At 44.8% G+C, this 22,548-nt stretch carries 19 protein-coding genes; 9 read left to right on the top strand and 10 right to left on the bottom strand.

Annotation, left to right across the window (positions count from 1 at the left end; genetic code table 11):
- The first annotated feature begins 161 nt into the window (after window positions 1-161).
- The 5 genes from C7460_RS23020 (at window position 162) to C7460_RS23000 (ending at window position 6,189) form a co-directional block, all read left to right on the top strand.
- Window positions 162-1,040 (top strand): HNH endonuclease, encoded by an 879-nt coding sequence (locus tag C7460_RS23020; protein WP_115870499.1) that lies wholly within the window; start codon window positions 162-164, stop codon window positions 1,038-1,040.
- Between the two features lie 81 nt (window positions 1,041-1,121).
- Window positions 1,122-2,342 (top strand): DNA cytosine methyltransferase, encoded by a 1,221-nt coding sequence (locus C7460_RS23015; protein WP_115870498.1) that lies wholly within the window; start codon window positions 1,122-1,124, stop codon window positions 2,340-2,342.
- Window positions 2,335-4,854, top strand: a complete 2,520-nt coding sequence (locus C7460_RS23010; protein WP_115870497.1) for a sensor histidine kinase — start codon at window positions 2,335-2,337, stop codon at window positions 4,852-4,854. The genes C7460_RS23015 and C7460_RS23010 overlap by 8 nt, the downstream gene beginning before the upstream one ends.
- Entirely contained in the window at window positions 4,854-5,537 is a 684-nt protein-coding gene (locus C7460_RS23005) for a response regulator (RefSeq protein ID WP_115870496.1), read from the top strand. Before C7460_RS23010 ends, C7460_RS23005 begins: the two co-directional genes overlap by 1 nt.
- Window positions 5,521-6,189, top strand: a complete 669-nt coding sequence (locus C7460_RS23000; RefSeq protein WP_115870495.1) for a hypothetical protein — start codon at window positions 5,521-5,523, stop codon at window positions 6,187-6,189. The genes C7460_RS23005 and C7460_RS23000 overlap by 17 nt, the downstream gene beginning before the upstream one ends.
- A 17-nt stretch (window positions 6,190-6,206) precedes the next feature.
- On the opposite strand, the gene C7460_RS22995 is transcribed toward C7460_RS23000, so the two are convergent.
- From C7460_RS22995 to C7460_RS22985, 3 genes are all read right to left on the bottom strand, one after another.
- Entirely contained in the window at window positions 6,207-6,824 is a 618-nt protein-coding gene (locus C7460_RS22995) for a lipoprotein signal peptidase (RefSeq protein ID WP_115870494.1), read from the bottom strand.
- Window positions 6,825-6,894: 70 nt separating this feature from the next.
- The gene (ileS, locus tag C7460_RS22990; RefSeq protein ID WP_115870493.1) at window positions 6,895-10,245 is read right to left on the bottom strand and encodes an isoleucine--tRNA ligase; all 3,351 of its coding nucleotides are present in this window, start codon (window positions 10,243-10,245) and stop codon (window positions 6,895-6,897) included.
- A gap of 15 nt (window positions 10,246-10,260) precedes the next feature.
- Window positions 10,261-12,636, bottom strand: coding sequence for an efflux RND transporter permease subunit (locus C7460_RS22985; RefSeq protein ID WP_115870492.1), 2,376 nt, complete (start codon window positions 12,634-12,636; stop codon window positions 10,261-10,263).
- 211 nt (window positions 12,637-12,847) lie between these two features.
- On the opposite strand from C7460_RS22985, the gene C7460_RS22980 reads away from it, so the two are divergent.
- From C7460_RS22980 to C7460_RS22970, 3 genes are all read left to right on the top strand, one after another.
- On the top strand, window positions 12,848-13,060 hold the full coding sequence (locus C7460_RS22980; RefSeq protein WP_115870491.1) for a hypothetical protein: 213 nt from the start codon (window positions 12,848-12,850) through the stop codon (window positions 13,058-13,060).
- Window positions 13,060-13,356, top strand: a complete 297-nt coding sequence (locus tag C7460_RS22975) for a type II toxin-antitoxin system RelE/ParE family toxin (protein ID WP_115870490.1) — start codon at window positions 13,060-13,062, stop codon at window positions 13,354-13,356. Before C7460_RS22980 ends, C7460_RS22975 begins: the two co-directional genes overlap by 1 nt.
- Before the next feature lie 208 nt (window positions 13,357-13,564).
- Window positions 13,565-13,792 (top strand): UPF0175 family protein, encoded by a 228-nt coding sequence (locus C7460_RS22970; RefSeq protein WP_115870489.1) that lies wholly within the window; start codon window positions 13,565-13,567, stop codon window positions 13,790-13,792.
- 258 nt (window positions 13,793-14,050) lie between these two features.
- Here the strand turns inward: C7460_RS22970 and C7460_RS22965 are convergent, their stop codons facing one another.
- The 3 genes from C7460_RS22965 to C7460_RS22955 all read right to left on the bottom strand — a co-directional run bounded on the left by C7460_RS22965 (window position 14,051) and on the right by C7460_RS22955 (window position 18,005).
- Window positions 14,051-15,400 carry a deoxyguanosinetriphosphate triphosphohydrolase gene (locus C7460_RS22965; RefSeq protein WP_115870500.1) on the bottom strand — a complete coding sequence of 450 codons (1,350 nt, stop codon included), beginning with the start codon at window positions 15,398-15,400 and terminating at the stop codon, window positions 14,051-14,053.
- Window positions 15,401-15,671: 271 nt separating this feature from the next.
- Entirely contained in the window at window positions 15,672-16,454 is a 783-nt protein-coding gene (locus tag C7460_RS22960) for a zinc-dependent peptidase (protein WP_115870488.1), read from the bottom strand.
- 3 nt (window positions 16,455-16,457) lie between these two features.
- Window positions 16,458-18,005: a glycine--tRNA ligase gene (locus C7460_RS22955; RefSeq protein ID WP_115870487.1), complete on the bottom strand. Its 1,548-nt coding sequence runs from the start codon at window positions 18,003-18,005 to the stop codon at window positions 16,458-16,460.
- A gap of 148 nt (window positions 18,006-18,153) precedes the next feature.
- Between C7460_RS22955 and C7460_RS22950 the strand changes: the two genes are divergently transcribed.
- Window positions 18,154-18,969, top strand: coding sequence for an SDR family NAD(P)-dependent oxidoreductase (locus C7460_RS22950; protein ID WP_115870486.1), 816 nt, complete (start codon window positions 18,154-18,156; stop codon window positions 18,967-18,969).
- Between the two features lie 252 nt (window positions 18,970-19,221).
- On the opposite strand, the gene C7460_RS22945 is transcribed toward C7460_RS22950, so the two are convergent.
- The 4 genes from C7460_RS22945 to C7460_RS23935 all read right to left on the bottom strand — a co-directional run.
- Window positions 19,222-19,644 (bottom strand): SiaC family regulatory phosphoprotein, encoded by a 423-nt coding sequence (locus C7460_RS22945; RefSeq protein WP_115870485.1) that lies wholly within the window; start codon window positions 19,642-19,644, stop codon window positions 19,222-19,224.
- 220 nt (window positions 19,645-19,864) lie between these two features.
- Window positions 19,865-20,248 carry a hypothetical protein gene (locus C7460_RS22940; protein WP_115870484.1) on the bottom strand — a complete coding sequence of 128 codons (384 nt, stop codon included), beginning with the start codon at window positions 20,246-20,248 and terminating at the stop codon, window positions 19,865-19,867.
- Window positions 20,249-20,953: 705 nt separating this feature from the next.
- Window positions 20,954-21,640 (bottom strand): hypothetical protein, encoded by a 687-nt coding sequence (locus C7460_RS22935; RefSeq protein WP_115870483.1) that lies wholly within the window; start codon window positions 21,638-21,640, stop codon window positions 20,954-20,956.
- Window positions 21,637-22,548, bottom strand: a 912-nt coding sequence (locus C7460_RS23935; protein WP_170148159.1) for a hypothetical protein, incomplete at its 5' end; no start/stop codon positions are given. The genes C7460_RS22935 and C7460_RS23935, both read right to left, overlap by 4 nt.

The following is a 22,548-nucleotide window of genomic DNA, read 5'->3' as shown; positions in this document are numbered from 1 at the left end:
AACTCCTTATCGAAGTGTCTTCTTTCTCTTTTCATTATCAGTAAATTTAACTCCTACGAGCTTAACTTACTGTCCAGTCAAATGTAGCAGGTTCACGATACATTTCTTTTAAACAAGGCTATACGAAGCATCTGGGCAAAGCGCCGCATAAGCCCATCCTGATGCTTGCGCTCATTGACCTCATAGATAAAGGTTTTGTTCCTAAAAATGAATTCTACATCACCCCGGAACTAGTGGGTCTTTTTAAAGGCAACTGGAATCAATATGTCACCAGTGGCCACACACCGAACTTTTCCCTACCGTTTTACCACCTCAAAAATGAATCATCGAAAGTTTGGAAACTTCATACCTTACCAGGTTTTGAGACCATTTTGACTGCTTCAAATTCCGTAAAAAGCTTTAATGCCTTGAAGTCCTATGTACGATTTGGTCAGCTAGCAGAGGAATTTTTCATCTATCTACTAGATGCGGACAATCGAACAGCAGCTCGTGCTGCGATCATCGAACGGTATTTCCCTAATCAAGGCCAGAAACAGTCATATGCTCTTGAGTATCTGGTAACCATAGAAAACCAGATAGCGGCAGATGATACGGCTACATATCAAAGCCGAATAATTGAGCTGCTCAAACGGAGCAAAGAAGAAGTAGAAGAAGAGAGCTTTGTACGAGTGGGAGCCTTTAAAAGGCAAATACCAAAACTCTATAACCATACCTGCGCTATCACCGGGATGCGGGTCGACACTACGCTCAATGCTTCGATGATTGATGCGTGCCATATTGTACCCTGGGCCGAAAGTCACGATGATACAGTTACCAACGGAATCTCCCTTTGTCCAAACTTACACAGAGCATTTGATCGGGGGTTGGTGGCTGTAAACAATGACTATAAGGTGTTGCTATCGGACAACTTCATAGAAAGTGAGTCACCCTTTAATCTTTCACAATTTAGAAATCAGAAACTCATTCTACCTAGCCAGGATCGCCTCAAACCGAGCCGGCAAAATCTCGAATGGCATAGAAAAGCATGGGGGTTCGAGTGAGTTAATGTTTTCAGAATAATATAGTTAACGGAATTATAATTGTTTTTTACATTTGGTTAACTTTAAGCTTTTTATTAAGGCGTGAAGAAACCTACTTACATAGATTTATTCGCTGGCTGCGGAGGATTATCTCTTGGTTTAAATCAAGCAGGATGGCAAGGCTTATTTGCTATTGAAAAAAGTTCTGAAGCATTTGCAACACTAGAACATAATCTAATTAACAATCTAGAGCATTTTAATTGGCCTGATTGGTTGCCAAAGAAAAATCATGACATAAATGACGTTCTTTCGGAACATCAAGAAGAGCTTAAAAAATTAAGTGGAAAAGTAGATTTGATTGCAGGTGGACCTCCATGCCAAGGCTTTTCTAGTGCTGGAAGAAGAGTCGAAAGTGATGCTAGAAATGAATTAATCGACTCATACCTTGAGTTCATTAGTATTGTGAACCCTAAAGTAGTGTTTTTTGAAAATGTAAAGGGTTTCACCCAGAAGTTTAAAAAGAATAAAACAAAGGGTCAAGCGTATGCAGATTATGTCAGTAGCAGATTTCAAGATATGGGCTATAACAATTTTGGGCAACTTATTGATTTTTCAGAGTACGGTATTCCCCAAAAAAGAACCCGGTATATTCTCGTTGCACTGAGAAAAGATATATTGAAAGATCAAGCCGATATTGAAAAAATTTTCTTTAAAAAATTACAAGGCAACGCTGAAAAATTCCTTGTTTCCAAAAACTTAACACTCCAAACAAATTTAGAACAAGCCATCTCAGATCTATTATATCAGAATGGCCATACGACCAATGAAGAAAGAAGGGGATTTAAGTTTGGCCTTTATGGAAAAGCTACTTCATCGTATCAGGTTTACATGAGAAATGGAGTGAAAACTGATTCTCCTAATAGTCACAGTTTTCCAAACCACAAGGAACGTACTGTAGAAAGGTTCAGGCAAATTTTACAAGTGAAGAATAAGAATAAAAATTTAAGTAAATCTGAAAGAGAAAAACTCGAAATTAACAAACACGTCACCATACCTCTTGATGCCAAATCCCCAAGCCCTACTTTAACAACACTTCCGGATGACTATATCCATTATTCCGAGCCTAGAATATTAACTGTTCGAGAATATGCCAGAATTCAATCCTTCCCAGATTGGTTTGAATTCAAGAAAAAATATACCACAGGCGGTAAAAATCGCACGAAAGAAGTACCTCGTTATAGTCAAATTGGAAATGCTATTCCGCCTCTTTTTGGAGAACAAGCAGGGCTTATCCTTCAAACTTTAACAGAATCCTATGCCTGAAAAACTTGAATTTAAAGTCAGTTCAGGCTTAAAAGACATCATTGGAAGAGATCTCATTACTGATGATTTCATTGCTGTTTTTGAGTTGGTAAAAAACTCCTATGATGCCAATGCCAAAAATGTTTTTATCGAATTTAAAGAAGATACGATCATTATTTCAGATGATGGTGATGGAATGTCAATTGAGGACATTAAGAACAAATGGCTCTTTGTCGCTTACTCCTCAAAAAAACAAGATGATCAGGAAGACGATTTTAGAGATAAAATACAGAAAAGGCGTCACTATGCAGGTGCAAAAGGAATTGGTAGATTTTCTGCAGATAGACTTGGTGATGATTTAGTTCTAACGACAAAAAAATTAGATTCTAAAAACATCCAACAAATTTCAGTCAACTGGAACAAATTCAATAATCAAAAAGAAAAGTTTGAGAGCGTCAAAGTTGACTACCTACCTCTAGAAGACTATAGTATTCCCTTTCCTAAAAACTCGAAGAAGGGTACTATTCTGGAAATTCAAGGAATAAAGGGATGGGATCGATCAAAAAAAACTAGCTTAAAGCATTCACTTGAAAAGCTTATAAACCCATTTTCAGAATCTACTGATTTTAATATCGAGATCTTTTCCAAAGATGAATTAACAAATGACTCCAAAGAACAGATAGGCAGAAACAAAGTAAACGGACCTATCAAGAATGCCATTCTCGATATATTAAAGATCAAAACAACTCAAATAAATGTTCAGGTAACCAAAGACCATATAAAGTCTAAACTAATTGATCGAGGTACGTTGATTTACCAAATAGAAGAGCAGAACAAAAAGCTAAATCTAATTGACGATTTAAAAATTGACTTGTACTACTTAAATACTTCGGCTAAAAATAATTTTACCCGAAACATGGGAATTCAGCCCGTGAAATTTGGGTCTGTTTTTCTTTTTAAAAATGGTTTTAGAGTTCAACCTTATGGTGATACCGATGATGATAGTTGGGGATTAGATTATAGATATCAGCAAGGGTATAATAGACGTCTTGGTACTCGAAATTTGTTTGGCAGAGTAGAAATCAGCACAAACAATACAACTGAATTCAAGGAGGTATCGAGCAGGGATGGAGGTATGGTTGAGACTCAAGGATACAACCAACTTATGGAAGCTTTCATGAATAAGGGTCTCCTCCGATTAGAAAGATATGTAGTAGGTGTCCTCTGGGGAGAAGCATTCAAAAGAAAAAATTACTTTGGTCAAGATGAGATTGCAGAAAATTATAGAAAGGAACTTTTAAAGAAAGATCAAGAATCGGATAATCTGTCAATTGCAAAATCTAATCTTGGAAGCAAGATTGATTTCATTCAGTTAATTAAAAGCCTTTCAACGGATGATGATATAAAAATCATTGAATTCAATAAGGACTTGGTTAACCTAGTAAATGAGCAGCTAGATGAAGTTCAGACAAAATTTATTGCTGATTTAGAAAAGATTGCTGAGAAGATAGACAATCCCGATTTAGATAAAATCATCAACTTGACTGAGGAACGATACAATCAGATTCTCAGAGAAAAGGAAGAGGCACAAAGAAGAGCTGAAGAAGAGGAAAAAAGACGAATAGCTGCAGAAGAAAAAGCAAAAAAGGAGGAAGAAGCTCGTATTAAGGCCGAAGAAAGAGCGAGAGCCGAAGTGGAGCGTAGAAGAGCTGCTGAGTTGGAGGCACTTCGGAAAGAAAACGAAAGACTTAGAGCCGTTGAAGAACGGAGGAAAGAGGAAGAAAGACGAAAAAAGGAAGAAGATGCAAGGAAAGATGCAGAACAAAACCTAGAGCATGAAAAAGATAAGTCGGCTTATTTAACTGCAACTAGAAAAACACTTAGTGAAGATGCTGAGGAGTTAATTCACAGTATTAAGGTTTCTGTAATTGGAATTGATGAAGGACTTGAAAAAATTCTTCGAAGGTTGCGTACAGACAAATCATTTGACAAGTCTCTTTATGAAGAAATTGGCAAGATCAAGTTCATTACCGATAAAGTAATGAAACTTAGTAAGCTAATTACCAAATCCAATTTTAAGGCGGATCAGGAGGTACGAAAGGTCAAGATTTCACAATTTATACGAGAGTATATTGACACCTACAGTTACGCATATACTGACAAGATCAAAATATCGGTATCAGGTAATTCAGATTTTATTTCGAGAATTAGTGTACTTGATTTCTCTATTGTATTGGATAACCTTATCTCGAATTCCCATAAAGCACAAGCAAAGCAAATAGACTTAGAAATCAAGGATTCAAAAAAAGGACTAGATGTGCTAATCCATGATGATGGAAAAGGTGTTCCAAATGAGTTTTTGAAAAATTCCAATGCAATTTTCGATTTGGGGGTAAAGTCAAAAATAGAAGGCTCTGGAATTGGCTTACATACTGTAAAGAAAAAAATGAAGGAGAATCTTCGTGGTGATATTGAATTCCTTGGAAATGGTATAAAGTATAAAGGAGCCACATTTAAACTCTCATTCAACTAATGGATAAAACTCTACTACTAATTGATGATGAACCAATACAAAAAGTAGTATTGGAAAACTTAGCTGAGCATCTAAGGACAAAAGAGGGTATAAATGTTCTCACGCTATACGTGGATCCTAACGAAAGAGAATATCTTAATGAAGATCAAGACCATGATTTAGATAAACTGGTTACGGGGATATCCGGGAAACTCAAAGGCCTAAGGCCGGATTTGATCGTTGTAGATCAATATTACGGAGAGGCTCCGTTCACAGGTCTTGATGTAATTGAAGAGCTTCGATCCCTAAATAAATTCAGTAAGAGTTCAATTTTTCTAATATCCGGAAAACGTGATCAAATTGTACGTGAGGTATTTGAAGCGAAGAATATTGCAACAGAGAAAAAGGTAAAAAAACTAGCCAAAATTGTTAATTACGGAATTGAAAAATTCTTAGATAAAGAATTTAAAAATGAGGCTATCGAATCATTAAAGACTAGAGACCTCAAGGATATTTTACCAAGTAAGCTAAGAGAAATTGATGATGGTAGAATTCATGTCCTGAACCCGAAATATAAAGAATTGACGATGGATCAGCTTGCCGATTTGATTGATGCAAGTGACTCTGAAGCACAGATCATTATAAATGAAATGTTTGAATTAACTCTCTCCCATTACGTAAAGTTGAATGAGAGCTTACAATAATATTGTTATTGTTTATCCACTGGACGAAAGCATTGCGTTCCTTAAACCAATTCTTAGTGAATTGAAAATGCTATTCCCAAACGCTGTAATCTTAAGACCTAAACCAGGAACTTATGGCTCAGCGATAACTGATGAAACGGAATTAGTGATATTTCTAGGTCACGGGACTCCAAGTCAATTGTGTGGAAGCTTGGATGATTCTGGTGAAAAGTCAGTTTTCTTAAGTATTGATAATGGCTCATTCCTTTTAGACGGAGTGGACATCATACTTTTTGCATGCAATTCAGACGATTATTTGAGAAAGATTAAACGTAATGCTGAAATTGATTGCTATGTAACATTTGGGGATATGCCAACTGACTGGGAACACATACACCACAATAGGGATCAAGACGCTAATTTCTTGAAAGACTTTGAAGATGAACACTTGGAATACTACAAGACAGTAATTGTTGAATCAGTTTTAGAAGGATTCAAAAATGGTATTCGAACTAACTCAATCATTGGAATTCCTAAAAGGATTTCATTTGTGGTAAACCAGAAGATAAATGAAGTAATACTTGAACGAAATTGGAGTAAACCTCAAAAGCTTCAGATGGTCGAACTTCTGAACGACTTTAAAAAGAAAATCAGATACGCCCAACCCTTATAGTCGATACCCTTGATTTCCTACCCCTTTACCAGTTCTTCTTCTTTAGCGAAGTAGCGCTTTTGGAAGATGAGGATAAAGGTGATGCCCAGAAAGATGGCGGCATCTGCTACGTTAAACACCGGCCAGAGGGCCATGTAGTCGCCACCGAGGATCGGCACCCAGTCGGCTATGCGGCCTTCCCAGATGTCTATGTAAAACATGTCTACCACCTGGCCATAAAACCACGGCGTAGGGGCATCAAAAGGCGCATTGTCTAGCCATACCCCATAAAAAATACTATCGATCAGGTTGCCAATGGCACCTCCCAGGATCATGGAGATGCAGATCATCAGCCCCTGCGGAGCCTCTTTTTTGTAAAGCATGTACAGGTAAAATCCTATAGCTACCATGGCTCCCAGACGGAAAAGCGTAAGCACCAGCTTGCCATTGTCTATAAAGCCGATCTCCATCCCAAAGGCCATGCCCGGGTTGGTGAGGTAGTGGAGCTTAAAGAAGTCTCCGAGGATTTGGATCTGCCCTTTGGAGCCCATTTGCATGTTGAAGTGCACGGCCATTTTTACAGCCTGGTCTATGCCGATCACCAGTAGACTGATGAGGTAAAAGAGGTATAAAGGGGTTGTTTTGGTTGCTTTCATTTTAATCTAGTCTTCATTCTACTTTTCCTTGCGGCCGGCCTATGCGGCTCAGCCAGGCGATGAGAAGTAGTTAATTGGCGATGGAGATACTTACAGTAAGCTCCAGACCATCTATATCGAGGCTGGTGCCGCCATTGGCGTCACTGGCCAGCTCCAGGCTTAGTGCCTGCGTTTCTTTCTGTATATACCCTTTGTGGGCGGCTATGGCCGCTTTCAGGAGCTCGTCCGTGGCATAGTAGCTCACAGCGATCTTGTCTTGCACCTCCAGCCCCTGGTCTTTGCGCAGGTTTTGCAGGCGGTTGACCACATCGCGGCTGATGCCTTCCTGCCGCAGTTCATCGGTGATAGTGATGTCTAGCGCCACGGTGAGGCCATCCTCACTGGCTACCAGCCATCCCGGGATGTCTTCCGAAGTGATCTCCACATCGTCGAGCCCAAGGGTGATGGTCTCACCGTCCAGCTCCAGTGCATATTGCCCGGTGCGTTCCAGCTCTTTGATCTGCTCCTGCCCCAGCTGATTGATCAGCGGTGCCAGCTGCTTCATCTTCGGTCCGTAGGTCTGACCCAGCTTGCGGAAGTTGGGCTTTATCTTTTTCACGAGGATACCCGACGCATCGTCGATGTACTCCACCTCTTTTACGTTGGTCTCACTGATGATCAGCTCCGCCACCTGATCGATGCGTGCCTTGTCCGCCTCATTGAGGATCGGGATCAGCACTTTTTGTAGTGGCTGTCGTACTTTGATTTTTTCTTTTTTGCGCAAGCTATGTACCAGCGAAGAAGCACTCTGCGCCAGGTGCATGCGTTTTTCTAGCTCCTCATCGATGAGGGCATCGTCTGCCACCGGGAAGTCCGCCAGGTGCACGGATACGTTGCTATCCAGTCCGGATACGCCATTGAGGTCCTGAAACAGGCGCTCGGCATAAAAAGGCGCTATCGGTGCGGCCAGCTGCGCTACTGTAGCCAGTGCGGTGTAGAGCGTTTGGTAAGCAGCCTCTTTGTCTTCGTTGTATTCGCCTACCCAGAACCGCTTCCGGTTGAGGCGCACGTACCAGTTGCTCAGCTCATCGCTCACAAAGTTTTGGATGGCGCGTGCAGCTTTGGTGGGCTCGTACTCGTCAAAAGCCGCATCTACTTCTTTGATGAGGCTGTTGAGGCGACTGATTACCCAACGATCACTTTCGGTGCGCTTGTCCATCGGCAGGGCTCCCTTGGAGAAGTCAAAGCCGTCCAGATTGGCGTAGAGGGCAAAGAAGCTGTACGTGTTGCTCAGCGTACCAAAAAACTTACGCTGTACCTCGGCTACCCCTTCCAGGTCAAACTTGAGGTTGTCCCATGGGTTGGCATTGGCGATCATGTACCAGCGCGTAGCATCCGGGCCGTATTTGTCCATCGTCTCGAATGGGTTGATGGCGTTGCCCAGGCGCTTGGACATCTTGTTGCCGTTTTTGTCCAGCACCAGTCCATTAGCGATCACATTTTTGAAAGCCACCTTGTCGTACAGCAGCGTAGCAATGGCATGGAGGGTAAAAAACCACCCACGTGTCTGGTCCACTCCCTCGGCGATAAAGTCTGCCGGATAGTTGGCATTGAATATATCTTCGTTTTCAAACGGGTAGTGCCACTGCGCATAAGGCATGGCTCCCGAGTCAAACCACACGTCGATGAGGTCTGGCTCCCGGTACATGGGCTCACCAGTAGAGCTGGTGAGGATCACATCGTCTACGTACGGTCGGTGCAGGTCAAAATCATCTCCGATTTCTTCGGTCATATGGCCTGCAGCGATTGATTTTTTCACCTCTTCTTTGAGCTCTGCCAGGCTACCGATGCATTTTTCTTCTTTGCGGTCTTTGGTCACCCATATAGGTAGGGGTGTACCCCAAAAGCGGGAGCGGCTCAGGTTCCAGTCTACGAGGTTTTCGAGCCAGTTGCCAAAGCGGCCCGTTCCGGTAGATGCCGGCTTCCAGTTGATGGTCTTGTTGAGCTCCACCAGGCGGTCTTTGAGCGCCGTGGTTTTGATAAACCAGCTATCCAGCGGATAGTACAATACGGGCTTGTCCGTACGCCAGCAGTGCGGGTAGCTGTGTTCGTATTTTTCTACTTTGAAGGCCTTGTTGGCTTCCTTCAGCTGTATGGCGATGAGCACGTCGGTAGGCTTAAAGTCCTTATCGGCGCGGGTGTCGTCATCGTAATATTCTTCTTTGACAAAGCGCCCGGCAAAGTCGGTCACTTCGTCCACAAACTGTCCTTTTTTGTTGACCAAAGGCATGTCATAGCCTTGCTCGTCTTTTACCACGAGTGGTGGTATCCCGGCTAGATCCGCTACGCGCTTATCGTCAGCACCAAACGTAGGCGCAATGTGCACGATACCTGTACCGTCTTCAGTGCTGACATAGTCGCCAGGGATCACGCGGAAGGCATCGCCCTCAGGCTGCACGTAAGGCATCAGCTGCTCAAAGCGCACACCTACCAGCTCGGCACCTTTCATTTCTTTTACCACCTCAAAAGGGATGAGCTTGTCGCCGGCTTTGTAGTCTGCCAGCGCCACATCCTTTGCCTTGTCGGAAAAGTATTTGCCTACCAGGTCTTTCGCCAGGATCACACTCACAGGCTGGTGTGTGTACTGGTTGTAGGTTTTCACCTTTACGTAAGTGATGTTTTCGCCTACCGCCAAAGCCGTGTTGGACGGAAGTGTCCACGGTGTGGTGGTCCATGCCAGCAGTCGCACATCTTCGTCATCCGCATCAAAGAGCGCTGCGGACTCGTCGTTCTTTTCTATTTTGAACTGCGCCACCACAGTGGTGTCTTTCACATCCTGATAGGTACCTGGCTGATTGAGCTCGTGGGAGCTAAGGCCTGTACCTGCTGCCGGTGAGTAAGGCTGTATGGTGTAGCCCTTGTAGAGGAGTCCTTTGTCGTAGAGCTTTTTGAGCAGGTGCCAAAGGGTCTCCATGTATTTCTGATCAAAGGTGATGTAGGGATCGTCCAGATCTACCCAGTAGCCCATCTGCTGAGTGAGTTGGTCCCACTCATCTTTAAACTTCATCACCGCCTGCTTACACTTCTGGTTGTAGTCGGCTACAGAAATTTTCTTTCCAATGTCGTCTTTTTTGATACCCAGCTCTTTTTCTACCTGCAGCTCCACAGGCAGTCCGTGGGTATCCCATCCTCCTTTACGCTTTACCTGAAAGCCTTTTTGGGTTTTGAAGCGGCAAAAGATGTCTTTCACCGTACGAGCCATCACGTGGTGGATGCCGGGCGTACCGTTCGCAGATGGTGGTCCTTCGTAAAACGTAAAGGTTTGAGCACCTTCACGCTCGGTTACAGACTTTTCAAAAATCTTTTCGTCTTCCCAAAATTTGAGGACGTCTTTAGCAATGTTCGGATAACTGACTTGTTTGTACTCTGGATATTTAGCCACTTGATTCCTTATGTTTTAAGCGTTTTTGTCTGGATTTTCATCATCGAATTCAGCCTCGGCTATGTCTTCGATATAGGGGTGGTCATCTTTTTTGATTTTACCTGTATCAAACTGCAATAGTAACGCAGGCAGCACGATCAGGTTGGTCAACATTGCAAACAATAGGGTAATGGAGGTAAGTTTTCCCAGCGCCACGGTACCGCCAAATTCGGATAGCGTGAAGATGACAAACCCACAAAACAGGATGATGGAAGTATACATCATACTGGCTCCGGTTTCGCGCAAGCTACGGCTCACGGCGATCGGCACAAAGAAATTGTGCGCATGCAGCTCCTGGCGGTATTTGGCCAGGAAGTGGATGCTATCGTCTACACTGATACCAAAGGCAATGCTAAAGATCAGCGCGGTGCTGGGCTTGAGCGGGATGCCAAAAAATCCCATGATAGCGCCTGTAAGTAGGAGCGGGATCATGTTGGGGATCAGCGAGATCACAATCATTCGGAAGTTTTTGAACAGGATCGCCATGATCACCGCAATGATGAAAAAGGCGAAGATCATCGAAGTGATCAGGTTGTCGATCAGGTACTTGTTGCCTTTGATAAAGAGCGGCACCGTACCCGTGATGCGCACATCCATCTTGCTGTCGCCAAAGATCTCATCGATTTTTGGGCTGATCACCTGGTTGACGAGGGAGTCCATCTTGTTGGACCCGATATCCGGCATTTTTAGCGAGATGCGTATGACCTGCCCTGTGCTATCCACAAAAGACTTGGAGATACCCTCCTGGTCGCTTTCCTCACTGAGGTAGCGAAGTATAAAAGCACTTTCGCGGTTGGTAGGTATGGAGTAAAAGGCCGGGTTTTGGTTGTAAAACGCCTGACGGGCGGCTTTGATAAAACTCACTACCGATACCGGCTGGGAGATGCCTTCCAGTGAGTCGAGAAACATTTCAAACTCATTGATCTTGCGCAGGTTGCCTAGCTTTTGCACGCCTTTTTTGGTGCCTGTGTCCACAATCACTTCCAATGGCATGACCCCACTAAAGTTTTCCTCGAAAAACTTCAACTGCAAAGCCAATGGGCTGTCTTCGGGCAGATCGTCTACCATGTAGGACACTGATCGTAGCTGACTCACACCATAGATGGATACGGCTACCAGCACTCCAGTGAAAATGAAGATGAGCTTACGGTGCTTATGGACGAGTACGTCCATGCCCACGAGTGCTCCATTGAGCATTTTGAAATCGAGGTGCTTCAGGTGGCGGCTGGTCGGTGGCTTGAAAAGCGAAAATACCGACGGGATCATAATGGTACTCACCACAAAGGTGCACATGATGTTGATCCCTGCGATGATGCCAAACTCTACCAGGATGGGGATGCCAGTAAATACCAGCACAAAGAACCCCACAGCCGTGGTGAAGTTGGTGATGAACGTGACAATCCCGATGTTGCGAATGATCTTTCCCAGCGCGCGCATCTGGTCCCCATGAGCGGCGTACTCATGGTGGTACTTGTTGAGCATGTACACGCTATTGGGTATCCCAATCACCACTATGATGGACGGAATCAGGCCGGTGAGGAGGGTGATTTTAAATCCAAAAAGGGAAATGGTGCCCAGCACCCACACCACGATCACACCTATGATGATCAGTGGAAAGACTACCGCCTTCAGCGAGCGGAAGAATCCAAAGAGGATCAGCCCGGTGATGATGATGGAGTATACGAGAAATTTGTTGAGCTCTTCTTTGATTTTGAGGGTATTGACCGAGCGAACATAGGGCAGCCCGGCGTAGTTTACTTTGATGCCTGTAGCCTCCTCAAACTGCTCTCCCGCCCGCACAATATCTGCGACCATAGTGTGGCGGTACTCAGAGTTGAGGGCCTGTTTTTCTACGGTTACCAGCAGTAGTGTGGCGCCATTATCGGCATTGATCAGCTGGCCGCTGTAAAATTTCAGGTTGCTCGCAAAGGTGAGCATGCTGTCCAGCTTGTCTTGCTCTTTGGGGATTTCCGGGAAAACCTCCACCAGCTCAAAGCGGCGTTTGGCGTTGTTTTTCTCCAGCATTTTGAGGTTGGCCAGGCCGAGGACGTCTTTTACCCCACGGATGCTTTCCAGCTCGTTGGTGAGGTATTTCATCCGGCGGAAATTGTCCGACTTGTAGATCGCACTGTCTTTGAAACCCAGCGCCAGGATGTTGCCGTCTTCCCCGAAGGTTTGCTTAAACTGACGGAAGTACTGCTGCTCAGGATCGTTTTCCGGTACGATGTTGGCCATGTTGTATGACCACTGGATAAACTGGGCCTGGTAGGCCATGTACACAGTAATCAGCCCCAATATTGCCATCAGGGTGATCCGGTACTTAAGAATGATATTGGCTAATTGTGTCCACATGGAAAATAAGGCTGCAAATGTAATGATTTTATCAGTTCCCGCGGCCTATTTAAGTGATTGATGGAGAGGAGGGTTTGCAGGGGCAAGTAGAGAGGATGTGAAAGCTTTGAAATGGAGTGCAAAGAAACCAGCAGTCGGTAGGGCTTGTTTAAGGTGTATCGGAAATTTAATTGACTTCATGTTGTTAACTTTATACTAGATTTCACATCACATGGAAACACAAAAACTAGAAATCATCCACTGGTTGACGGAACTATCTGATCAAAGAGTGCTCGAGGCTATTCTTCAGTTAAAAAAACAAAGCGAAAACCCTAATTGGTGGGATGAGCTTACCGTAGCGCAAAAAGAAGATATTGAAGCAGGTCTTTTGGATTTGGAAGAAGGTAGAAAGAGACCATTTTCAGAAATTCTGAAAAGCCTGTAATGAAATATGAGGTAATTCTGTCAGAGCGTGCTGAACTTCGGCTCAAAGAAATATGTCAATATCTAGTCGACAAATGGTCTCCTTCAGTAAAAGATAAATTTATCATCACCCTTCAAGCGAAATTAGACCTGTTGGCTTCCAATCCTAAAATGTATCCAAAAGCCTCTGAGACAGAAATACGCCGATGTGTAATTACGAAGCATAATTCTCTTTATTATCGTGTTGAATCCACAGCTATTGAGGTGATTACCATTCATGATAACCGTATGAATCCAAATACATTGATTTTTGAATAAATTGTTAAATGCCCATTTCATGGGTTTTGGGACATTTTGTCTATCGCCTCGACAAACAGGCAGGCTACCATGACAAAGCTGGATTTCATTTGATTGTGAACGACTATTTGGAAAAACCTAAACCGAGATCAGGAACTTCAAGGCATGCTGTGCATGTTTTCTTATAATCCGTTAATTTTAGATTGTATACGTAGGTCATAATAATGTCATGAAGCAACTCACACTAAACCTCCCTTCTACCTTGAATCTATCAGATCAAGAACTTCGAATGAGTCTTGCTTCAAAACTATATGAGCAGGGAAAGCTCACCTCAGGAGAGGCTTCAAAACTTGCTGGGGTATCAAAACGCACATTCCTGGAGCTACTCAACGCTCACCAGGTTTCTATTTTTAATTTCCCAGAAGACCAGCTGGAAGAGGATCTAAAAAATGCCTAAGGTTGTCATTGCTGACACAAGCTGTTTGATCATCTTAGAGGAGATTTACATTGGAATTTCCAAAGTATTCACAAAAAACTTTGTGCTGAGTTCCGGTCATCCTGAGCCTGTCGAAGGATAGACCCGACCGGTTTTGTCTAATGCTTCGAAACTTACCGTCCGCGACTAGGCGCCCCCCAACTCAGCATGACAAAACCGAGGAGTATTTGGTTATTCGAAAAGTTCGGCATGACAAAACCCTAACCGGGGAGGGCTAAATCAAAATCCTCCGGTAGGCAGTGAAAATCCATAAATGGTCTTGTACAGCTTGATGGCATGGGAATCTGTGAGGCTGGAGATAAAGTCCATCACCACTAGCAGACTTTCATAAACACTTTCGGCTCCGGTCAGCTTTTCCTGGTAGCCAACAGGGAGTAAACGATAGATGGATTTTTTGCGTGGCGTGTAGTTGTCCGTATCGAAAAGCTTGCAGTAGCTGGCCATGCAAAAGGCCTCCATTAGCTTGCCGATCACTTCAAAGCCTCCTGCTTCGCGCTCCAGCACCTGCTTAGATCGGTAGATTTTGGCTATGGACAACTCCGAAATCTTGCCCAATGCCTCGGCACAAGGAATGTGCTCCGTCAGTGCCCCGTCAAACAAGCCATTGAGGATAGCCTCCTCTTTTTCCAAAAACAAGGCTACGGTTTCGTTGATCAGCCGGCCGATGGCCAGCGCGCGCAGTAGCCCCAGTTTCTGATTCATGTCCGAAGACCGCTCGAGCTTTTCTTCATTATAGCTCTCACCAATAATGGCGGCCAGCAGGTCGCGAGTGGTTTCATACGGCACCAACCCCAGCCTGCAGCCGTCTTCCAGGTCGATAATGTTGTAGCAAATATCATCTGCAGCCTCCACCAAAAAAGTGAGCGGATGGCGGCACCAGGCTTCTTCACCGATGGACTGCAATCCCATGTTCTCGGCTACTTCAGTAAATTCGGGTAAGTTGCTGTGGTAGAAGCCATGTTTTTTCTGGCTCTTGCGACTTTTCTCCTGGGGGGCAGATGAAGATTTTGGGTATTTGGTAAAAGCCCCCAACGCAGCGAAAGTTAGCCGCAGCCCACCATTGGCCGGGTCGTTGAGGATGCGAAAGCCCTGGGCATTGCCTTCAAAGCTGACAAGATCGGACCACTGATTGGGTGCTACGCGCTGCTCAAAGGCCTTGCCGGCAGGATGGTCTGTAAAGAAACTACTGATGGCCGTCTCTCCCGAATGACCAAAAGGTGGGTTGCCCAAATCATGCGCAAGACTGGCAGCAGCTACGATACCTCCAAAGTCATGAAAGGTATAGCCCGCTTCCTTCAGTTCCGGGTATTTGTCGATGATCTTCTCCCCTACGGCCTTGCCCAGCGACCGGCCTACACTCGATACCTCCAGGCTATGGGTGAGTCGGGTATGGACGAAATCATCTTCAGGTAGAGGAAACACCTGCGTCTTGTCCTGCAGCTTTCGGAAAGGATGCGAAAAAATAAGTCGGTCATAGTCCTGCTCAAAGCGGCTTCTGCTGTTGTCCGCCACGGCAGCTTCCTGTTTGTCGCCAAAGCGTTTTGGAGAGAGTAGTTGTTTCCAGTTCATAGGCATTCGGATTTCATGCCTTTGAGGCATGCACTGATTTTCCTGCCCAAAATTAGGGTTTACATTTCCAACGTTTCCAGATATCTCCCGAAAAAGACATTATAAAGCCTGAGCGAATGATCTTCTTCCAGTAGTACGTCTGCTTTGCACGGACTAAATAGCCTAAAATAGGACACCTAAAATAGGACACCTATTTTAGGCTATCCTTCAAGAAGTAATAAATCGCAGACTGCTCAAAGCGGCGTACTGAAAACCTGAAGCAAATTATCGATCAATAAGAGCGCAGAAGTATAAGCGGGTCTTGCTTGAGCAGTCGGCTCATGCAGCTGTACAGCGAGCGGCTATGGTCTTGAAACTGCTTGGGCCGCTCGAAAAAATTCTCTACTGCCACGGCAAAAAACTCGGTATGGCTGGTAGCACCATATGCCCGGAAAAAAGTAGCGTTCCCTGCACGCATTCGTTTCATTTCTTTGGAGGCAAGCGCCTGCCATTCGTCTAAATCAGCAGCTTCCATGAAACCAAATTCATCATTGAAGATGATGTTTTCCAGCTGCAGGGCATGTGCCATTTCATGTAGTCCCAGGTTTACTCCCTCCTGCTCGGCATAGCCATGTACGAAATGCTTCCAGGAGAGTACAATGGCCTTGGCCGCAGGGTTTACTTCCCCTTTGTGATAGCGCTGACCCGCGTGGCTAAAAAACTGATCCGGATACACCACGATGTTTTCAAAATGATCAAGTAGTACATCCTGAAAACCAAAGGTGAGCTGCACGGCTGAGGCCGAAATGAGCACTTGCATTTCGTCGGTCACCTCATCCATCTGGCGAGGAATGAAAGTGGTCATTCGCCGAAAGCGATGGACTTTGTAGCGAAACAATCGCTGGTCCCGCTTAGAGAGCTGGCGATAGTATTCAAAATACTTTTGGAGGAGTTCTTTTTCGGCCGGGTTGAGGGTAGGCCTCCAGCCTTTTAAAATAAGATACTCCTGGAAGTTCCTGTTTTTGCGCAAAGCAAAGGCAAGAATCAGCACTCCCAGGAGTATTAGCGTGCTCATGGATTAGAGCTGCTTGAGTAGGTTTTTGATATTCACTTTGTCATCCAGTGTGGCGATCAGCTCCGGCACCGACACGCGCTGCTGCGCCATGCTGTCACGCTCGCGGATCGTGACGGTATTGTCTTCCAGCGTCTGGTGATCTACCGTCACACAATACGGCGTACCGATCGCATCTTGTCTGCGGTAGCGCTTACCGATGGCGTCTTTTGCATCGTATTGGGCATTGAAGTCCAGCTTCACGGCCTTCATGATTTCTTCAGCTTTTTCAGGCAGCCCGTCTTTGTTGACCAAAGGCAAAACAGCCACTTTTACCGGTGCCAAAGCCGGTGGAATTTTAAGCACGGTGCGCTCGCTTCCGTCTTCAAGTTTTTCTTCGGTATACGCTGCTGACATCACCGCCAGGAACATGCGATCGAGCCCGATAGAAGTCTCCAGCACGTATGGCACGTAGCTTTCGTTCATCTCATTGTCGAAAAACTGCAGCTTTTTGCCGGAGTGCTTTTCATGTGCGCTCAGGTCAAAATCGGTACGCGAGTGGATCCCTTCGAGCTCTTTGAAACCCATCGGGAAATTAAACTCAATATCGCAGGCAGCATTGGCATAGTGGGCCAGGTTTAAGTGGTCATGGAAGCGGTAGTTTTCTTCTCCCAGACCGAGTGCCTTGTGCCATTTGATGCGCTGGTTTTTCCAGTGGTCGTACCATTCCATTTCGGTACCTGGCTTGATGAAAAATTGCATTTCCATCTGCTCAAACTCCCGCATACGGAAGATAAACTGACGCGCGATGATCTCGTTTCGGAAAGCTTTACCTATCTGGGCGATACCAAAAGGCAAACGCATACGGCTTGTTTTCTGCACATTCAGGTAGTTGACGAAAATACCTTGAGCCGTTTCCGGACGGAGATAAATCTTGCCAGCCTCACCCGCTACGGAGCCCAGCTCGGTGCTAAACATGAGGTTGAACTGGCGAACGTCGGTCCAGTTGCGCGAGCCAGACACCGGGTCTGCAATATCCAGGTCGACGATCAGCTGCTTGAGGGCCTCCAGATCACCCGCTTCGATGGCCGACTTCATGCGGCTTTCGATATCAGCTATCTGCTCGGTGTATTTGATCACACGCGGGTTGGTAGCGACAAACTGGTCTTTATCAAAAGCATCTCCGAAGCGCTTGGTGGCTTTGTTGACTTCTTTAGCGATTTTCCCTTCTATCTTGGCGATCTGCTCTTCGATGAGCACATCGGCACGGTAGCGCTTTTTAGAGTCTTTGTTGTCGATCAGGGGATCGTTGAATGCGTCTACGTGACCCGAAGCTTTCCAGGTGGTCGGGTGCATGAAGATGGCCGCATCGATACCCACGATGTTTTCATTCATGCGTACCATGGCTTTCCACCAGTACTCTTTGATGTTGTTTTTTAGCTCTGAACCGTACGGGCCATAATCATATGTAGCCCCAAGCCCATCGTATATCTCACTGGATGGGTAGATAAACCCATATTCTTTGCAGTGAGAAGCTATATTTTTCAGTGTAATTGTATCGCCAGAATTTGCCATAGCCGCAAAGATAAAATTTTGAGCATGTTTTGGGAGTGGAAAATAAAAATTAGATGTGCCGATCGCCAGGCACCGGGAAAGACCGCCGGTCGGGTTCGAAATAAAAGGTTAATTTTCTGGCTATTTTACACCAACAAGCCTACATAATTTGACTAAAAAACTTGAAGGAATGGTGGTAGCACTTACGGGTGCTGCCTCGGGCATAGGTCGGGAGCTGGCCATAGCCCTGGCCGCAAAAGGCTGCCACCTGGCACTCTCAGACATCAATGAAGCCGAACCGGCAGCTACCAGAGAGCTGATCTCAGCAGATGTAAAGGTGTTTACCTCCGTGCTAAATGTCTCTGACAAAAAAGCCTATGAAGCCTATGTGGCAAATGTTTTGGCAGAGTTTGGACACGTGGACATTGTGATCAACAATGCCGGCAGATCGGTAGCCGATGGGTTTGTGAGTGGATCTATTGAAGATTTTGAGTTGGTGATGAACGTTAATTTTTGGGGGACATTCTACGGTACGAAGTTGTTTTTGCCGGAGCTACTAAAAAGGCCCCAGGCGACGATTGTGAATGTATCTAGCGTAAATGCGCTTATTCCTTTTCCCAATCAAAGCTCTTATAACACCTCCAAAAGTGCCATCATGGGATTGAGCGAATCACTGAGGCAGGAGCTGCGAGGCACTAATGTAAATGTGCTTACCGTTTATCCAGGTGGTGTACGCACGAACATTGTAAAAAACAGCAAGTTTATCAACGGCCCAAAAGCAGGCATGAGCCAGGCGGATTCGGCGAGCTATTTTGAGAAAGTGGCGATGACTTCTGCACCACGTGCAGCACGGCTGATCGTATCAGGAATAGCACGCCGCAAGAGTCGTCTGAAGGTGGGACCTGATGCCTATCTGTTTGACTATTTGAAACGACTGATGCCCAGATATGCGGTAAAACTGGTGGGCCAGCTTGCCAAGATGTAGGGATTTTAAATTCAAAGAAGAGCAACTCGTTCGGTCCGCGGGATTCCAGTCACTGTCTACTGACCATTTGTTGATTATCGAGATGCCCTTTAGCAGGTAGCTCCTGCGGTGGAAAGCGCACTTTACCCGCTGTGATGATGGTGGATAGAGAGAATTGCAAAATTTGGAGATTGGTGAAGGTGAGTGTAGTGATTCTTGTTGGAGACAACTCCAACAAGGGCTAAAGGAGGCCATCAACTGGTCAAACTTGCCTTAGCTCACAAACTCAAACTCTAGTTCGTAGATCTCCTGGTAGTCCATGCCGGTTTCCAACATGTCGGTATTGCCAGCCTCTGATCCCCAGATGACTTTCACTTTTTTGCCACCCATTGCAAGTGATCTCAAGTATTTGAACAAGTCAAACAAAACCTTAGCCGTGCTGGTGTTGAGGTTGCTGAAGTACAGTTCTACAGTTACCTGAGGCATGTAGTCCGCAGCTTTTTTGAATTCTGAAAGAATGGGGTTGTAAAAATCGTGCATATCCATCGCTACAGAAGCGCCTTTCACTTGCAGCTTAAACTCGCGGTTGCTAAATCTTACAAAAGGAGTTTTTTCGGTAGGCTCCATGCTGATATTTACTGGAGTGGCGAGTAGTGCTTGATGCGGCGTGTTGAAGTTTTGGATTGCAATGTTCATGGCTCTGTATTTTATCGGTTCTTAAATGCTGGTGGGAAACCAATGTGGGTGGGGATGGGAGCCGGTGATCGTTTTGTTGATTACCAACAATACAAAGATGGGGAAGCCATGAGCCCTATATAAGGGTAAAAATCTTAATTGATGAATTAGGTAGAATCCGAAATGGATATAGGTGATTTTACTAAGTGAGGGGTGAAAGTGGGCTCTAAATGTACATAAGCTAGTTTTTGAGGTTGATGCACGGCAATTTGTTGGGCGTAGGATACTGCTGGGTATTAAAAATTAGCTTCTTGGACTTCATTTCCTGATAGGTGCGCATTTTGCCGTTAGAGTAGATGGCATCTCCCAGACACGAAACCGCTGCTTCCAGGTACACTTTGCCCAACATGGCCTCTACCCCTGATCGGGTCATCTGCACTTTGTCTAGTTGAGCCCATGCTTCGGCCGGACGGAGGTCGGGGTTGTCATAATACAGGAGAATCAGCTGGATGCTCCCATCTACTGAGGCTCCTACCACAAACTCCCCGCATTTCTCAGCAATGAGGGCAGATGAAATCTCCAGCCCCTCAGCTACCAGGGCATCAGTAATGGCTGGAAGCAGCACGGAACTGCCGGGTAGTTAGCGGCTAGGGGCTAATCCTTTCTTAAAAATCAGATTCTAGTAAACAAACTTCATATTTTACTTTTCAGGATGACCGGTAAGAGGAGCACAAACGGACGCTTGCGCTTGGTGGGGCATGTAGCCCAGCTATTCTTATCCCTACTTTTCCTTAGATGAAAAAGGCTGCGTGCCCCGGCAGCAAAATCAAGGCTACGCGCCCCGGGGCGGGGTTCATTTCTTAACGCTTTTACAGCCGTAAATCAGCAAATAAAAGAAACTCGCCATAACAATTTCGTTGGTAATCTAAGTTCATCCAGGCTCAGACATCTTTTATTTGTGACCTGATTTTCGTCCGAAAAACCTAAAATGAACCAAGGCCCGTCCTATTCATAGGTTCAGTTTTTACAAGTTTTTAAGATTAATCTATGGCCACTGCCGGGCCATAGATCTTGTTGAGGCGGGTTTGTAGTTGGCTCTGTGTAATGCCTGCCCCTGCTCCATTTACCGGCACGATGGTTATGGTGGGGTAGTCAGCGGCTAATCCTTACTTAGAAATCAGAGTCTAATAAACGAACTATAAATTCTACGGTAAGAGGAAGGCATGTTAGAGCACAAATTGACGCTTGCATTAGGTGGGGTTGCATATAGTTTTTCTACCCACTGACCTGTAGGTTAATCTCAAAACGTATCACAGTTTAAAAGAAAACATCAAAGGCCTAGGCTTGCCCTGATCTTTGGCCAGTCGGCTTTGTCTATATTTTCCTTGCTTTCGTTTAACACTTGTATATACATAGTAAAAGCGCCACCTTGCCCATGCTCCTTCATGTTATTTTGCTCGGCTTCCTTAACAAGGTTTAAGTAGTGGGTTACGCGTTCTTCATAACCCTCTTCTTCCAGTAACTTGGTAAGGAAAATGTCCATCAACATAGCTGTTTCGGTAACTAAGGTATGGTCTGGGTTACCATTAGTTCTGGGTATGCCCTTGCTTTTACGCAGTGTTGCTAAAATTTTCGGATAGGTGTTGTTAAGCTCAAAAAAGGGAACAGCATAGTCTTTATATAGAGCGATCGTTCGTTGCGTATTCTCTTCAATATCCTGATCTGATTCTAATACAAACCTTTTGTATGCTTTATCAATTTCCCCATTGGTTGTATCAAAAAATACAGTGCGGTGGAAATCTCTTTTTCCTAATACTTCACAAAAAAAACTATTTAGCTTTTTAAAATAGATTCCATAGATGCATCTTGCTCGAAAACCACTTTGCAGCGAATCAAGAGTAAAATAATATTCTTTCTCTCCATCTTTCTTAAAGAAAATAGTCTTTCCTTTTTTCTTGAAGTTCTCCTTTTCAAAAAAAGGGATGACTCGTTCAATTAATTTTTGATAGTTGCTCATAATCCTCTTCCTGTAAAAGTAGCAATATCCACAATTTCATCATTCAAATGCACCTGTTTGCCTAATACATTCAACACATTGGTTCCTTCTAGTTCTTCAAATACCTCTAACGCTCTTTGACCTACAGGGATAATTTCTCCGGTTCCTTCTTTCAGTGCTTTCATAAACATGCTTTGAGCTTCGCTAAATACCGCTCCTCCCATTTTGGCTTCTATGACTTTGTAAGTACCTGAAAGTTCATCAAAGCCAATTCCATCCAGACGGGTTCGAAAGGTCTTTCCACCAATAACCACATCAAAACTGACTTCTGGTGCAACTCTGAGAAAGCTACTTTCCCACAAATCAAAAATCTCATCTTGATATTTCGCTGCTGCACCCATCAAATTCAGAAACGCCTGTTTCTTTTCACTACTGGTGATCAGAGAGGTGATTTTTTCCTTCAGTGCATCATCGGCTTTATTGGCCAGTTCAGCAGCCAGGTCAAGGTCTGCGGCATCTACTACTTGCTTGTGTTGTGTCCACGCTTTGGACAACACTGGATTATCATCCAGATATTTAAGCAGCCGAGAGTCATTCCCCAATTCCTTCAGGATTTTGAGCCTCGTTTTATCTGAAAGCTTGCTTAAATCTTCCAGGACAGAGGGGTTATCAAACTCTTTGAGAATATCATCAGCAAGCCTCTTGACAACATCTGAAACTTCTCCGGCTGTCTCGGACCCTTTTTTAGCTCCTTTGATAAACGCACCACCCCAGAACATGCTAGCGATCTGAACACCATCATAGCCCGCCTCATGAAAAGCCACATCACCGCCCCCGGCATATTTGTCAGCCTTTTCCTGAAACATCTTTTTGACCGTCTCATAGTCCAGTTGCTCCAATGCTTGAAGTAAAGCTGTTCGCTCTTGCTC

Source organism: Marinoscillum furvescens DSM 4134 (genome assembly GCF_003386095.1).
Taxonomy (GTDB): Bacteria; Bacteroidota; Bacteroidia; order Cytophagales; family Cyclobacteriaceae; genus Marinoscillum; species Marinoscillum furvescens.
Note: the sequence above shows the minus strand (reverse complement) of the source record. Positions and strands in the feature narration are given on the sequence as shown.